Origin of the sequence: Streptomyces sp. NPDC032940 (genome assembly GCF_040636935.1) — a bacterium.
Lineage (GTDB): Bacteria > Actinomycetota > Actinomycetes > Streptomycetales > Streptomycetaceae > Streptomyces.
This window is the reverse complement of sequence record NZ_JBEZVJ010000011.1, coordinates 88,311-103,330: the sequence shown is the minus strand read 5'-3', so window position 1 is coordinate 103,330 and position 15,020 is coordinate 88,311. Positions and strand designations below refer to the sequence as shown.

The following is a 15,020-nucleotide window of genomic DNA, read 5'->3' as shown; positions in this document are numbered from 1 at the left end:
CCACTGCCGAGAACTCCAGCCATTTGCCTAAAGACATTAGGCAGATACACAATGGGTCTCGGTGGAAAAGGGGAGGCGGATGATGGTGCGAGCAGGGCTGACGCCGGAGCGTCTGACGCGGGCCGGTGCGGAACTGGCCGACGAGGTCGGCTTCGACCGGGTGACCGTCTCGGCGCTCGCCCGGCGGTTCGACGTCAAGGTCGCGAGCCTGTACTCGCACCTGAGGAACTCTCAGGACCTGAGGACGAGGATCGCCCTGTTCGCCCTGGAGGAACTCGCCGACCGGGTCGCCGCCGCGCTGGCCGGGCGGGCGGGGCGGGACGCGCTGGCCGCCTTCGCGGACGCCTACCGGGGCTACGCCCGGGAGCACCCCGGCCGCTACGACGCCGCCCGGCTCCGGCTCGACCCCGAGACGGCGGCCGCGAGCGCGGGTGTCCGGCACGCGCAGATGACCCGGGCGATCCTGCGCGGCTACGACCTGACGGAGCCGGACCAGACACATGCGGTCCGGATGCTGGGCAGCGTCTTCCACGGCTACGTCAGCCTGGAGATGGCCGGCGGCTTCAGCCACACCGCGGTCGACTCGCAGGAGTCCTGGACCTGGGTCCTCGACTCGCTCGACGCACTTCTACGGAACCGAGGCCATGAGCACTGACCACGACACCGGCCACGACCGGGTCACCACGCCCGTGACCGCGGACCTTCTGCGCGGCGCCCTCGACGTCGAGCCGACCGCGCACGGCCTGCTGCCGCACCGGCTGCCCGCCCGGGCCCGCCGCCAGATCCCCGACGACCAGCTGGCCGTGGCGGAGAGCCAGCCCTCCGGCGTACGGCTGGTCTTCCGCACCCGGGCCACCACCGTCGAACTGGTCACCCTGCCCACCAAGCGCGCCTACCGAGGGCTTCCGGCCCCGGCGGACGGTGTCTACGACCTGTTGGTGGACGGCCGCCTCGCCGCCCAGGCGACCGTGGCCGGCGGCAACGTCCGCACGGTCGTCGACCTGGTCACCCAGCGCGCCGAACTGCGCGAAGGGCCTCCAGGCACCGCCCGGTTCACCGGTCTGCCGGCACGGGACAAGGACGTCGAGATCTGGCTCCCGCACACGGAGACCACCGAGCTGATCGCGCTGCACACCGACGCCCCGGTCGAGGCGGCGGCGGACCGCGGGCGCCGCGTGTGGCTGCACCACGGCAGTTCCATCAGCCACGGCTCGAACGCCGCCCACCCCACCGCCACCTGGCCGGCCCTGGCCGCGAGCCGGGGCGAGGTGGAGCTGGTCAACCTGGGCTTCGGCGGCAGCGCGCTGCTGGATCCGTTCACCGCCCGCGCCGTCCGGGACACCCCCGCGGACCTGATCAGCCTCAAGATCGGCATCAACGTCGTCAACGCCGACGTGATGCGCCTGCGCGCCTTCGTCCCCGCGGTGCACGGCTTCCTCGACACCGTCCGCGAGGGGCATCCGGCCACGCCGCTGCTGGTCGTGTCGCCCCTGCTGTGCCCGGTCCAGGAGGACACCCCCGGGCCGCTCGCCCCCGACTTCGACGGCGGGACACTGCGGTTCAGGGCCACGGGCGACCCCGCCGAACGCGCCGCCGGACGCCTGACGCTCAACGTCGTCCGAGACGCCCTCGCCCGGATCGTCGCGCAGCGGGCCGCCGAGGACCCGCACCTGCACCACCTCGACGGGCGCGAGCTGTACGGCGAGAAGGACTACGCGGAGTGCCCGCTGCCGGACGAGGTCCACCCCGACCCCGCCGGGCACCGCCGCATCGGCGAGAACTTCGCGCGGATCGCCTTCGCGGACGGCGGCCCCTTCGCCACCACGCCCGCCTGACCACGTCACGCGGCCCCCGGGCCGTCCCGTCCGCGGACGGGTCTGCGATCATCCTGGGCGTGCCGCGCGCGTGGCGCGGCAAGGGCGGGAAGGGCTGGAGGGCCGCGCATGTCCCAACTGACGGGGATGACCGTCTTCATCTTCGTGCTCGCGGCGCTGCTGCTCCTGATGGCCTGCGCCAAGGCGGACCGGGTCCGCTCCTGGCGCGCGTCGCTGAACCCCTCGGCCCCGGACCTGCCGGACGCCGCCTTCACGGCGGCACGCGTCGTCCTGGTCGTCGTGGCCGTGGTCGCCGTCGTCATCGGAATCCAGGGCATCGCCGTGCAGGACGACACCGGCTGGAGCGAGGACGAGCTGACGAGCGCGGTCGAGGGAGCCACCCGTGCGCTGGACGGCAGTTCCGTCCACGGCGGCCCGCTCGACGGCGACACACCCGCCGACTTCGACGGCGAGTACGCCACCACGGTCGAGCAGGAGGTGGTCGAGCACGGCGGCGGCGACGCCCCGCAGCTCGGCGTCCACGCCACCCTCACGGGGTCGACGACCTCCGACGAGGCCCACTACCGCATCACGGCCGACGGAACCGGCGCCTCCTTCTGCATGCACGTCGAGCGCACGCTCACCGGATGGGCGGACACGGTGGCCCCCGGGCTCTCCGGCGACGCGGCGGCCGTGAAGCTGCCCGAGTTCACCTTCGCGGTGTCGAGCCGCACGGGGGACTGCTGACCCCGCCGCCGGCGCACACGCGCCGGAGCGTGTGACGACGACCCGAAGTGGGGACTGTTCAGAGCGATGTGTTCCTCCTCGGGGGCGCGGGTGCCCCACCGCCGATGCCCTGTCCGCGTGTCCACGGGCCTCCCCTCATGACGTCCACCGAGACGCCGTACCCGGCGTGCGACGCCGTCTCGTACTGGGAGCCCGCCTGGCGGCGGGGCCGGCGCTACCGCACCATCGACGACGCCGAGTCCGAGGCGATGCGCCGGCATCTCGGTGCCGGCCGCGGCCGGCCGGCGCTCGACATCGGCTGCGGAGACGGGGAACTCACGGGACACCTGGACCGGCTCGGCTACCGGGCCACCGGCATCGACTGCTCCCCCACCGCCGTGGCCGCCGCCCGCCGGCGGAACCCGGAACTCGATCTGCGGGTCCTGGACTTCGACGCCGTCACCCCCGACCGGCTGCCGCGTTCCGCCTTCGCAGTCGTCGCGTGCCGGCTCGTCTACCGCTGGGCCGCCGACAAGCCCGATTTCCTGTCCCGGGTGCGCCGCCTCCTCGCGCCCGGAGGCGTCTTCTGGGTGGTGACCTCCGTGCACACCGCGGGACAGGGGCCGCCGAGGTCCTGGGACGCGGGAGCGGCCGATGTGGAACTTCTCACGGCAGGGTGGTCGAGGGTGCGGGTCAGCGAGCTCGATCCGTGCTTCCGCTGCTACGCCCTCCGGCCCTGACAGCGCCTGCGTGCCCGAACCTCGAGAAGGAGCCGCCCGTGACGACGCACCCCGCCGACGAGCAGAGCTGGACGGTCTACGGTCAGCGGCAGCTGGACCGCGGCTGGTCGCCTCCCGTGCCGGACCGCATCGACTGGGGGTTCTGGCCCGGCGTGGGTCCCGGGGCGGAGGTGCTCGGCGACATCCGGGGCAAGCGGGTCCTCGACGTCGGATCGGGGCCCGGCCACCACGCCGTCCACCTGGCCCGCGCGTACGGCGCCCGCGTGGACGGTGTCGACCTGTCCCCCACCCAGCACCGGCGTGCGCTGAACGATCACGGCTCGGAGCCCGGCGTCCGGTTCGTCCTCGCGGACGTCGCCGAGCACCTGCGGCGGGTGCGGCCGTACGACGCGGCGTACGGTCTGCGCACGTTCGCCTGCATCGATCCCCGCCATCTGCTGCCGGCGCTGCGGGACGGGCTGGTCGACGGCGCTCCCCTCGTCTTCTCCGCTCTGCACACCGACTCCGACGGGCTGGGCCCGTCCGATGAGGTGGTGTCGCGCACGGAGCTCATCCGGCTGCGGCGGGAGGAGCCGATTCCCACCCTGATGTGGGTGCTCGAGCCCCGCTTGTGGGAAGAGCTGCTGCGCGAGCACGGCTTCAGGGTGGAGGGAACCGAGCTCCTTCACGCACCGGACGAGGACAACCCGGGGGTTCTTCAGCTGATCCGGGCCCGCCGGCACCGCACCGCCTCCCCGTCCGCCCCCGCTCTGTCCAGCCGGCCGCGGACCGGCCGGCCGCCCGTGCCCCACGCCGCGATCGGCGTCGGCGCCGTCGTGCTCGGGCCGCGCGGTCTGCTGCTGGGCCGGCACCGGCACGGCACCTGGGAGCTGCCCGGTGGCACCGTCGAGCCCGGGGAGTCCCTGCCGGAGACGGTCGTGCGCGAGCTGGCCGAGGAGACCGGGCTGCTCGCCCGCCCCGAGGACGTGACGCTGCTGGGCACGCTCGTCGACCACGTCGGTGCCGTGGTGCGCGTCACCGTGGGCGCCGTCGTCACGGCCTGGCAGGGCGATCCCCACGACCGGCCGGGCGAGAGCGTGGGCGGCTGGCGCTGGTGGCCGCTGGACGGGCTGCCGCCGGGACTGTTCGAATGCAGCGCCCAGATCCTGACCTCATGGCGCACCGATCTGCCTCCCATCGACCACCCGCCCGCCCACTTCACGCCGTTCGCGGACGCGGCGGCGTCGCCCGGACGGCCGGGCGGGGCCGGCTGAGCCGGGTCCCGGACCGGGTGCCTCGGCGGTGTGGCCGGCGCGTCGGCGAAGATGGTCGGCGTCAACCGTCCATGCCCAGCGAGGAGTCTTCGCGCAGATGGCTACTTCCGCCCCCGGCCCCAAGCCGCCGACCATCGCCGACGTCGCCCGCGTCGCCGGGGTGTCGCGCACGACCGTGTCGCACGCCCTGAACGGGCTCGGCAAGGTCGACCCCCGGACCCGGGAGCGCGTCAGGCAGGCCGCGGCGGACCTGGGGTACCGCCCCAACCTGCGGGCGCAGCGGCTGCGGCGCGGGCAGGCGAAGGCCATCGCGCTGGCCTCCTCGATGCCCTTCGCGGTGGCCGGCGGGCCGTCCCGCCTCGGGTTCTACATGGAGGTCGCGGCGGCCGCCGCGGAGAGCGCGCTGCTCCACGACTACGCCCTCGTCCTCGTGCCGCCCGTCCAGTCGGGCTCCGCGCTGTACTCCGTCGACATCGACGGGGCCATCGTGGTGGAGCCGGAGGTGGGTGACGCCGCCGTCGCCCAGCTGCGCGAACGCGGGCTGCCGTACGTGGCGCTCGGCAGGCCCGTGTCGCCGGACGAGGACGCGCCCCACGTCGACCTGCGCGGCGATCTGGTGGCGGATCTGCTGCTCACACACCTTCACGAGCAGGGCGCCGAACGGCCGGCGCTGATCGTCGGCTCCGGCACCCGGCACTCGTCCGTCGACGCGCTCGCCGCCTACGAGCGGGTCGCCGAGCGGTACGGCTGGACGCCGGTCGTGGCGAAGGTGCCGGAGGCGGGCGGTGAGGAGGCGGGGTACGAACGCTGCCTCGCCCTGCTCGCCGAGCATCCGGAGGTCGACGCGGTGTGCGCCCTGGTCGACGCGTTCGCGGTGGGCGCGGTCCGGGCGATCCGGGACAGCGGGCGCGGGGTGCCGGACGACGTCATGGTCGTCACCCGCTACGACGGTCTGCGGGCCCGTACCTGCGAGCCGCCCCTGACGGCGGTGGACCTGCACCTGGACCGGGCGGCGTGCGACGCCGTGGAGCTGCTGCTGGGGCGGCTGCGCGGGGACACCGCCGCCGAGTCGGTGGTGGTGTCCCCGCCGCCGCGGGTGATCGCCCGGGCCTCGTCGGTACGGGCTGTGCGCACCTGAGCCGGCGAAGCACGGCCGGCCCCGAGCGGATGTCAGGCGCCCGACATCAGGACCAGGCCGGAGACCAGCGCGAAGACCAGGACGAACAGACGCATCCTGCGCGCGTCCAGGCGGTGGTGGACCAGGCGGCTGAGCCAGGCGCCCACGGCGATGGCCGGCAGCAGCAGGGTCGCCCGGCCCAGTTCCGCGGCCTGTGCCTTGCCCGTCGCGAACAGCAGGAGCAGGGAGGCCACTTCCCCGACGAGGAAGCACGCGGCGACGGTGGAGCGCAGTTCGGCGGGCGGCCGGTGCTGGTAGACCAGGGCGAGCGGCGGTCCGCCGACTCCGGTCGCGGTCTCCGTCAGGCCGGTGACGGCGCCCGCGCCGACGTACGCGACCCGGCCGGGCGCGAACGCGGGAGCGGTCAGGCTGACGACGGCCGCGAGCACCGTGGCCACGCCCACGAAGAGGCCGAGGCTGCGTTCCGGGATCAGCCAGAGCAGGGCCAGCCCGGCCGGGGTGGCGGCGAGCCGCGCCCCGGTGATCCAGCCGGCGCCGCGCAGGTCGAGCGACGCGCGTTCGCGCCAGGCGACGTAGGCGTTGAGCGGGATCATCGAGGCCAGGACGAAGACCGGGACGAGTCCGGGGTCGACGATCCCGGCCACGGGCGCGACGATCAGTGCGAAGCCCAGGCCGCTGCTGCCCTGGACGAACGCGGCGACGGCCACCGTCACTGCGAGGACCGCCAGCATCTCCGTACTCACTGTGCCGTGCTCCGCTCCTGGGACGTGCTCAGCGCCCGTGACGCCGTGGACGTCGGGTGCACCCGGGTGACACCGGCCCGGGCGACGGTGGCGCGGGCCAGTTCGGTGGCCCGTCGCACCAGCGCGGGGCCGTCCCAGTCGACCGGGCTGCCGTGCCACATGCGCAGGCGTCCGGCGACGAAGACGGCACTGATCTGGTCCCGGTTGCCGCGTCGGACGAGTTCCCACGGCAGGTCCCAGGAGAGCGCCGTCTCCGGGGTGCCGGTGTCGACGAGGAGGAAGTCGGCCGCCGCGCCCGGCGCGACGGTGCCGGTGCGGGTGCCGAGTCCGACGGCGTCCGCTCCCCCGCGGGTGGCCCGGTCCAGCCACGTCCAGCCGGCCCCGCACGACGAGTCGCCGGTCGCCAGTCCGTAGGCCAGCCGCTGGGCGAACTCGGCTGCGTCCGCGAGCCGGAAGCCGTCGCCGCGGGTACCGTCGGTGCCGAGCCCGAAGCGGACGCCGCGCTCGGCCATCGCCGTCGCGGGGGCGACCGCGTTGCCCTTCCACGCGCTGGCGACGGGGTTGTAGCTGACGGCGGTGCCCGTGTCGGCGAGCAGGGTCAGTTCGCGCGGGGTGAGCAACGTGGCGTGGGCGGCGAGCAGTTGGGGGCCGAGCGCGCCGATGCGGTGCAGGTGCTCGAGGGGGCGCAATCCGTGCCGGACCAGGGAGCGTTCCACGCCTGCGAGGTGCTCGTTGACGTGGATCTGCACGACGGTGCCGGCCTCGGCGGCCAGGCGCGCGGTGGCCTTCAGGGTGCCTTCGGTGGCGGCCTCGGGGATCGAGACGGCCAGCGAGGGGTGGATCAGGGCGTCGCCGGTGTAGCGGGCGAGGTGCTTCCCGGCGTTCTCGAGCACGGCCTGGCCGGTGCCGTCCGCGTCGTCCGCGTCGTTGCAGATCAGGCCGAGTACGCAGCGGATCCCGGCGTCGCGTGCGGCCGACGCGACGACGTCCACGTCGACGTCGGCGCGGGTGCCGGCGTCGGCGACGGTGGTGAAACCGCCGCGCAGCGCCTCGAGCGCGGCCAGTTTGGCCGCCGTGTAGGCGGACTCCTCGTCCAGCGCGCCCTCCAGCGGTACCCAGACCCGGCGGAAGATCTCGGAGGGCTCTCCGAAGGCGAGTGCGGAGCCGAAGCTCTGGGTGAGGTGGTGGTGGGCGTCCACGAAGCCGGGCATCAGCAGGTGGCCGGGCAGCCGCACCGTCCGTGACTGCGGGTGCGTACGCTCCAGTTCGGCGGCCGGTCCGACGGCCTCGAAGCGGCCGCCGTCGACCAGGACCGCCCAGTCGTCGGCGGGGCCTTCCGGCAGCAGGACCGCGCCGGGCAGGAGGAGGAGCGGGCCGGGGTGGGCGAGGGCGTCACGGTCGGGATGGTTCATCGGTCGCTTCCTGTGCGTGCGGAGGTCAGACGGGCGGCGACGCCGGGCCTGACGTGGTGGAAAAGGATGTTGAGGACGGCGGCGGCGAACGTGCCGACGGCGACGCCGCTTTCGAGGAGGATGCGGACATTGGCCGGGAAGCCGCCGTACACGCCCGGGACGAGGATGGGCAGCAGTCCCAGCGCGAGGGCGACGGCGCAGACGAAGGTGCTGGTGTGCCGGTCGAGGTCGGAGCGGCCGAGCATCTGGACGCCGAGCACGGTGATGACGCCGAAGACGACCATGGCGGTGCCGCCGACGACCGCGGTCGGGATCACGCTGATCGCCCGGGTGACCGGGGCGAGGAATCCGATGACGATGAGGACGACGCCCGCGGCGGCGGTGACGAAGCGGCTGCGGACCCCGGTGACGCGGACGATCCCGATGTTCTCACCGCTGGTGACCATGAGCGGCAGGCCGAGGAATCCGCCGAAGAGCGAGGTGAGCGCGTCACCGCGGACGGTCTTCGGCACATCGGTCCGCTGGTCGATCTCCTTGCCGACGGCCTCGGCGTTGATGACGGTCTGGCCGGTCGCCTCGGCCATGGAGGCCAGGCTGTAGAGCATCAGCGGCAGCGCGGCGACGAGGTTGAACTGAGGAGAGCCGAAGGGCATCAGCTGGGGCAGGTTCACCAGGCCGCCGCCCGCCAGGCCTCCCCCGTCGAGCGCGCCGGTCGCCGCGGCGAGCGCGGTTCCGGCGAGCAGGCCCAGCATCACGGCGAGTTGGCGCAGGACGCCGCTGAAGAGCAGGTAGAAGGCGACGGTGAACCCGATCGTCGCCATGCCGAGACCGAGGTTCGCGGGGTCGGCGAAACCCGGCGAGCCGGGCTGGCCGGTGACCAGGACCGCGCCGACCTTCACGAGGTTCACGCCGACGATGACGATCATGGTGCCGATGACGAGGGCGGGGAAGTACCTGAGCAGCCGGGAGAAGACCGGCAGGACGACGAAGGTGAACACCGCCGTCAGGACCACCGCGCCGGTGGCGGTGCGCAGGCCGTGCTGTTCGGCGATGGCGAGGAACAGGATGAGCGGCGCCCCGCCCGGCAGCATCACGAACGGCAGCCGCGGTCCGAACTTCCGCAGGCCGAGCGACTGGAGCAGCGAGCCCGCGCCGGAGAGCACGAAGGCGGCCGAGAGCAGGTCGACGGTGAGGCCGGCGTCGAGCCGGAGGGTGGCGCTCATCAGGAAGATCGCCGAGATGGGGGTGGCGGCCATGACGAGGACGTGCTGGATGCCGAAGAGCAGGATCCGGCCCAGGGGGCGGGCCTCGTCCACGGGGTGCACGGCGGGCCGGCCGGCCGTGTCGGCGGTCACGGGGACTGAGTCGTCCGGGCGCTCTGGGGCCGCTTCGCGGCCCGGGGCCGGTGGGGCTCCGGCAGGGGGGCGGGTCTGGCGGGGACTGGACACGTTCGGGCTCCGTTCGGGCATACGGGCACGCTCGGATTTCAGCCGCGATCCGGCCCTGGACGGAGAGCCATAGCGATGAGGCCAAATCGATTTGGCCGTCAGTATGTGACCCCTCGGAACCGATCGTCAAGGTCCCCGGCGCCCTCTACGGCGCGCCGGGGACATGGCATCCGGGGTGTCCCTCCGTCACACCCGCCGGGCGTGCTCCCCTGCCCAGGCTTCCGTGCCCGGGGATTTCGCACCCACGGGCTCCGCGGCGAGGCCCCCCGTCACGATGCGGGAGCGGCTGTGCAGACGCAGCGAGACGGCCACGAGGCCGATCGCGACAGCGGTCATCGCCGCACCCGCCCAGGCCGTGGCGGCGAAGCCGAGGCCCACGTCGATCACCGTGCCCCCGAGCCAGGGGCCGCCGGTGTTGCCGAGGTTGAACGCGGCGGTCGTCGTCGCGCCGGCGAGCGTGGGAGCGGCGCCCGCCACGTTGAACATGCGGGCGTTGAGCGCCGGGGCGGTGTAGAAGGCGGAGACGCCCAGCAGGAACGACAGGGCGACCGCGACGGCGGGACTGGCGGCGAACAGCGCCAGCGCGGTCAGCAGCACGGTCGAGGCGGTGACGCCCGAGAGCAGCACGCCGAAGAGATGGGCGTCGGCGACGCGTCCGCCGATCGTCGTGCCGGCCAGCGCGCCGATGCCGAACAGGGCCAGCACGGTCGGCACCCAGCCGTCGGCCAGGCCGGCCACGTCGGTGAGCAGCGGTGCGAGGTAGGAGAAGGCGCAGAACACGCCGCCCGCCGCGAGCGCGGTCACCACGACGGAGAGCCACACCTGGCGGTCGCGGTAGATCGCCAGCTCGCCCCTGAGCCTCGGCCGGCGCTCGGGCAGCGGGATGCGGGGGATCCTCGTCGCCACTCCGACGAGGGCGATCGCGGACGCCGCGCCCACGGCCCAGAACGCGGAGCGCCATCCCAGGTGCTCACCGAGGAAGGCGCCCGCGGGGACGCCGAGGACGTTCGCGATCGACAGTCCGCCGATCATCACCGCCATCGCTCGGGCCCGCGCCGTCTGCGGCACCATCGCGATGGCGACGGCCGCGCCCACCGCCCAGAATCCCGCGCACGCCAGGGCGCTGACGACGCGTGAGACGAAGAGGACCTCGTACGTCGGCGCCAGTGCGCCCGCGACCTGGCCGAGCCCGAAGACCGTGATCAGGGAGACGAGGGTGATCTTCCGCGGCAGCCGCAGCGTCGCGACCGCGAGCAGGGGCGCGCCGATCACCATGCCGATCGCGAACGCCGATATCAGCAGTCCGGCCTGCGGAATGGACACGTCCATGTCGTCGGCGATCGGCGGGAGCAGCCCGGAGAGCATGAACTCACTGGTGCCGAGGGCGAATACGGAGAGGCCGAGAATGTAGACGGCGAGGGGCATGCGGGGTACCGCGAGCCGTGGGGAAGAGTCGGGCATGACACGTGCCAACGACGGTTTTCCTCCTGACATTCCCCCACGGCCACCGGTCTCACGATGCGGTCGGGCCGGCCCACTCGTCGCTAGGCACCCGGGTCGTCCGATCGGATGACCCCGGTGTCCCCCCTCCGTGCGCCGCCGGCGGCCGAAGCGACGACGCCGGCCGCCGGGAGCGGGGGCGAGGATGGATGCCGAGCGGGGCGGTGACGGACCGGCCCGGGACGAGGGCCGCCGCCGTGGCGCACCGCGGGGCCGCCTCGCTCCCGTCCCACGGAACACGAGGAGTGTCACGATGAACGATCCCGACCGCGCCCTCCTGGACGCCGCCGAGCGCGGTGACGCCGGAGCCGTCAGGGCCGCCCTGGAGGCCGGTGCGGCGGTGGAGGCACGCGACGGGCACCGCCGCACCCCGCTGCTGCTGGCCGCGCTCGGCGACCATGTGGCCGCCGCCGGGGTGCTGGTCGCCGCGGGCGCCGACCCCGACGCCCAGGACGACCGTCTCGACAGTCCCTGGCTTGTCACCGGCGTCACCGGCAGCGTCGCCATGATGCGGGCCCTGCTGCCGGCCGGCCCCGACCTGACGGTGGTGAACCGTTTCGGCGGCGTCTCCCTCATCCCGGCGAGCGAGCGGGGGCACGTGGACTACGTCCGTGCCGTGCTCCGCGAGACGGACATCGACGTCGACCATGTCAACCGGCTCGGCTGGACCGCCCTGCTGGAGGCCGTGATCCTCGGCGACGGCGGCACGGCGCACCAGGAGATCGTGGAACTGCTGATCACCGCCGGCGCCACCCCGGGTCTGCCGGACGGTGACGGGGTGACCCCGCTCGAGCACGCCGAGCGGCGCGGCTTCACGGAGATCGCCGCCCTGCTCAGGGCGGTCCGGTGAGGCGGGCCGCCGTACTGGCGACGCTCGCCACGGCCGTCGCGCTGGGCGCCGGGTGTGCGGCTCCGGCTCCCCGGCACGACACGACCGGGGCGTCCTCCCCCGCCGCCTCCCGGACGGACGCCTCGGCGCCGGCTACCGCCGAGGGCCCGGCGCCCGCCCGGACACCGGCCGGTTCGCTGATCGTCGCCGACTTCGGCTCCGACACCGTGACGTTCGTCGACCCGGCGCGGGGTGCGTTCGCCTCCACGGAGGTCGGCACCGCACCGTACGGACTCGTCGTCGGTGCCGACGGACGGGCCTGGGTCGCCACCGCCGAGGGCGTCGCCGTCGTGGACACCGGCACCCGGCGGCGGCTCGCCCGCGTCCCCTACACGTCGCACGGCCTCGGGGAACCGGCGTACGGCGAATACCGCGGCGGCGGCATGGGCATCGCCCTCTCCCCCGACGGCCGGCACGTGTACGTCGGCGTCAACCGGCCCGACGGGAACGGCGCCCTGGAGGTGATCGACACCCGCGCCCTCCGGGTCACGGGCTCCGCCCAGGTGGGCCGCCGCCCCTTCGACGTCGACGTCTCGCGCGACGGCGGCGAGGTGTACGTGACGAACCACGACTCCTTCGACGTCACCGTGGTGACGGCCCGCTCCCTGGCGACCCGGCGCATCGAGGTCGCTCCGTACGGCACCGAGGGCGGCCTGGGTTCCTGGCTCAAGCCGCACTACGCCGCCGTACGCCCCTCGGACGGGAGGCTGCTGCTGCCGTTCGAGGGCGAGCGTCTGGTCGTCGTCGACCCTGCGACGGGCGCGTCGCGCGTCGAGCGGATGACCGCCGACACGCACCAGCACGGCGTGACCGTCACCGCCGACGGCACCCTGCTCGTCGTGGGCACGGGGCCGGTCGACCCCGCGCGGGACGAAGGGCCCTCGCTGACGGTGCGCACCGCGGACGGGCGGGAGAGGGTGATCCCGCTCGACGGCCCCCACGAAGGGGTCACCGTGTCGCGCGACGGCCGCAGCGCCTTCGTCACGGGCGGCTTCACCCGCGACGGCTACTGGAACGGCGTCACCGTGGTGGACCTCGGCGCCGGCACGGCCCGGCGCATCGCGGCGGGCGAGCGGCCGCTGGGCGTCGCGGTCCTGTGAGCGTCGTCTCCGGCATCGGTGCGGGCGCGCGGCCCCGACCGCCCGCGCGCATCATGGGAGGAGGACATGCCGGCTCGGCGGCGCCCGGACGCCTCGGGACGGGGCGCACCGATGCGAGGCGACCTGCCGGGAGGCATCGATGGAGCACTCCGGGGGCCGACGCGGCGACCCCTCCGCGGGAGACGACGGACGCGCTGCCGCACATGTGGCTCTCGCCGTCAACGGCATGGGCAGCTTCACCTGGGACGTGCCCAGCGGGGTGATGCACTACGACGACGCCGCGCAGGCCGTCATGGGCTTTCGGCCGGGCGAGTTCGACGGCCGGCTCGGCTCGCTCGGCGAACGGATGCTCCCGGTGGAGCTGCCCGCGGTCCAGGCGCGTGTGGACCGGGCCCTGAAGGACCGGTCCGGGTTCAGCCTGTACTTCCGTGTCCGCCACCCCGGCGGCTGGCTGCGCTGGACGCACACCCAGGGTCACGTCGTGTGCGACCCGGAGGGGCGGCCCCTGAAGGTCATCGGCATCGTGCGGGACGCCAGCCAGGAGCTGCGGGCCATCGACCAGACCGAGCAGTTGCGGCAGGCCCGGCAGGACCGGCGCCGGCAGGCCGACATCGTCGCTCACATCAGTGACGCGCTCATGCCGACGGTCACGGTGGACGACCTCGCGGAGGCGCTCACCTCGGTCCGGCTGCTGGAGCGGCTGGGCGCCTCGAGCATCGTCCTGGGGCTGGTCGACGACGGCCGGATGGAGCTGATCGGCTCGAACGGTCTGAGCCGGCAGCTCGTCCGGGACTTCCACCTGTCCCGGCTGGACCAGCCGCTGCCGCTCACCGAGGCGGTGCGCACCCGCGAGCCGGTCTTCATCACCGACCGTGACGAGTTCACCGCCCGGTACCCGGCGCTCCTGCCGTATCTGAACATGTTCTCCCGGGCGACGGCCGCCGTGTACCAGCCGCTGATCGCGCACGACACGCCGATCGGTGCCCTCGGCCTCACCTTCGACGGCAAGGGCTCGTTCACGCACGACGAGCGGACGGTGCTCAACGCGCTGGGAAAGGTGGTGGCCCAGTCGCTGCAACGGGCCCTGCTGTACGACCGGGAACACGAGCTGGCCGCGGGTCTGCAGACGGCCATGCTTCCCGGGCACATGCCGCCGACGCCGGGACTGGTCTTCGCCACCCGGTACCGTCCGGCGAGCGCCCGGGGCGGGATCGGCGGCGACTGGTACGACGTGCTCACGCTGCCGGACGGCCGGGTCGTCGCCGTCGTCGGCGACGTGCAGGGGCACGATGTGACGGCCGCCGCCGTGATGGGCCAGCTGCGGATCGCCCTGCGGGCCTACGCGGCCGAGGGGCATCCTCCGACGACGGTCGTGGCGCGGGCGTCCGCGTTCCTGACCGAGCTGGACACCGACCGTTTCGCCACCTGTCTGCTCGTGGAGATCGACCCGCGCACCGGGCGCACCGTGATCGTCCGTGCCGGTCATCTGGGGCCGGTGCTGCGGCGCCCGGACGGCACCTGTACGTGGCTGGAGACCCCCGGCGGTCTGCCGCTGGGTCTGTCGTCCCCGGGGTCGCAGCCCGGTCACCCCGCCGCCGAGACGGTGCTGGGCGCCGGTTCCACGCTCCTGCTGTGCACGGACGGCCTCGTCGAGTCGCGCGCCGCCGACATCGACGAGGGCCGCGCGAGGCTGCTCGGCGCGCTGGCCACCGGGCCGGTGGACCCGGACGGCCTCGCCGACCACCTGCTGAGCACCATGGGCGCCTACACGGGGGAGGACGACGACGTCGCGCTGCTGGTCATGCGGCGCAACCGCCGCGCCTCCGACGTCACCGAGCGACTGGAGGTCGACATCAGGCTGGTCGACCCCGACACTCTGCACGCGGCCCGGCTGGCCCTGCGGACGGCGCTGGACGACTGGTCGCTGGGCCGGCTCTCGGAGACGGCGGAGCTGCTCGCCAGCGAGCTGGCGACCAACGCCCTGCTGCACGCCCGGGGCGACGCGATCCTCACGGTCTCGCCGATGCCCGGACGGGGCCCCACCGTGCGGCTGGCCGTCACCGACACGTCGCCGGTCTCACCGCGGCGCCGGGCGGCGACCGAGGGGTCGACGTCCGGCCGCGGCATGATGCTCATCGAGGAACTGGCCGCCGCGTGGGGCGTCGAGTCGCGGGGCAACGGCAAGACGGTGTGGTGCGAGGTGACCCTGCCGCCGCCCTGACCGGGGCCCGGGCGGGCCGGCCCCGGCGGGCGGCGG

The 15,020-nt window shown here is 74.2% G+C and carries 13 protein-coding genes; 9 read left to right on the top strand and 4 right to left on the bottom strand.

The window, feature by feature from the left end; all coding sequences use genetic code 11:
* Nucleotides 1–82: 82 nt before the first annotated feature.
* From AB0E77_RS16630 to AB0E77_RS16605, 6 genes are all read left to right on the top strand, one after another.
* On the top strand, nucleotides 83–655 hold the full coding sequence (locus AB0E77_RS16630; protein ID WP_361570881.1) for a TetR/AcrR family transcriptional regulator: 573 nt from the start codon (nucleotides 83–85) through the stop codon (nucleotides 653–655).
* Nucleotides 645–1,835, top strand: coding sequence for a GDSL-type esterase/lipase family protein (locus tag AB0E77_RS16625; protein WP_361570633.1), 1,191 nt, complete (start codon nucleotides 645–647; stop codon nucleotides 1,833–1,835). Before AB0E77_RS16630 ends, AB0E77_RS16625 begins: the two co-directional genes overlap by 11 nt.
* 108 nt (nucleotides 1,836–1,943) lie before the next feature.
* Nucleotides 1,944–2,561 carry a hypothetical protein gene (locus AB0E77_RS16620; RefSeq protein ID WP_361570630.1) on the top strand — a complete coding sequence of 206 codons (618 nt, stop codon included), beginning with the start codon at nucleotides 1,944–1,946 and terminating at the stop codon, nucleotides 2,559–2,561.
* 137 nt (nucleotides 2,562–2,698) lie between these two features.
* Entirely contained in the window at nucleotides 2,699–3,280 is a 582-nt protein-coding gene (locus tag AB0E77_RS16615; protein ID WP_361570628.1) for a class I SAM-dependent methyltransferase, read from the top strand.
* 38 nt (nucleotides 3,281–3,318) lie between these two features.
* Nucleotides 3,319–4,533: an NUDIX domain-containing protein gene (locus tag AB0E77_RS16610; RefSeq protein WP_361570625.1), complete on the top strand. Its 1,215-nt coding sequence runs from the start codon at nucleotides 3,319–3,321 to the stop codon at nucleotides 4,531–4,533.
* 97 nt (nucleotides 4,534–4,630) lie between these two features.
* Nucleotides 4,631–5,671 (top strand): substrate-binding domain-containing protein, encoded by a 1,041-nt coding sequence (locus AB0E77_RS16605; protein ID WP_361570622.1) that lies wholly within the window; start codon nucleotides 4,631–4,633, stop codon nucleotides 5,669–5,671.
* A gap of 32 nt (nucleotides 5,672–5,703) precedes the next feature.
* On the opposite strand, the gene AB0E77_RS16600 is transcribed toward AB0E77_RS16605, so the two are convergent.
* The 4 genes from AB0E77_RS16600 to AB0E77_RS16585 all read right to left on the bottom strand — a co-directional run bounded on the left by AB0E77_RS16600 (nucleotide 5,704) and on the right by AB0E77_RS16585 (nucleotide 10,699).
* Nucleotides 5,704–6,414, bottom strand: coding sequence for a sulfite exporter TauE/SafE family protein (locus AB0E77_RS16600; protein ID WP_361570619.1), 711 nt, complete (start codon nucleotides 6,412–6,414; stop codon nucleotides 5,704–5,706).
* Nucleotides 6,411–7,826 (bottom strand): amidohydrolase family protein, encoded by a 1,416-nt coding sequence (locus AB0E77_RS16595; RefSeq protein WP_361570616.1) that lies wholly within the window; start codon nucleotides 7,824–7,826, stop codon nucleotides 6,411–6,413. The genes AB0E77_RS16600 and AB0E77_RS16595 overlap by 4 nt, the downstream gene beginning before the upstream one ends.
* Nucleotides 7,823–9,181 (bottom strand): solute carrier family 23 protein, encoded by a 1,359-nt coding sequence (locus AB0E77_RS16590; protein ID WP_361570613.1) that lies wholly within the window; start codon nucleotides 9,179–9,181, stop codon nucleotides 7,823–7,825. The genes AB0E77_RS16595 and AB0E77_RS16590 overlap by 4 nt, the downstream gene beginning before the upstream one ends.
* A gap of 279 nt (nucleotides 9,182–9,460) precedes the next feature.
* Complete coding sequence (locus AB0E77_RS16585) at nucleotides 9,461–10,699, bottom strand: Cmx/CmrA family chloramphenicol efflux MFS transporter (RefSeq protein WP_361570878.1); 1,239 nt, start codon at nucleotides 10,697–10,699, stop codon at nucleotides 9,461–9,463.
* Nucleotides 10,700–11,027: 328 nt separating this feature from the next.
* Here AB0E77_RS16585 and AB0E77_RS16580 point away from each other — a divergent pair, with 328 nt between their 5' ends.
* The 3 genes from AB0E77_RS16580 to AB0E77_RS16570 all read left to right on the top strand — a co-directional run bounded on the left by AB0E77_RS16580 (nucleotide 11,028) and on the right by AB0E77_RS16570 (nucleotide 14,984).
* On the top strand, nucleotides 11,028–11,624 hold the full coding sequence (locus AB0E77_RS16580) for an ankyrin repeat domain-containing protein (RefSeq protein ID WP_361570610.1): 597 nt from the start codon (nucleotides 11,028–11,030) through the stop codon (nucleotides 11,622–11,624).
* Nucleotides 11,621–12,763, top strand: a complete 1,143-nt coding sequence (locus tag AB0E77_RS16575) for a hypothetical protein (RefSeq protein WP_361570607.1) — start codon at nucleotides 11,621–11,623, stop codon at nucleotides 12,761–12,763. The genes AB0E77_RS16580 and AB0E77_RS16575 overlap by 4 nt, the downstream gene beginning before the upstream one ends.
* Before the next feature lie 139 nt (nucleotides 12,764–12,902).
* Complete coding sequence (locus AB0E77_RS16570) at nucleotides 12,903–14,984, top strand: SpoIIE family protein phosphatase (protein ID WP_361570605.1); 2,082 nt, start codon at nucleotides 12,903–12,905, stop codon at nucleotides 14,982–14,984.
* Nucleotides 14,985–15,020 lie beyond the last annotated feature (36 nt).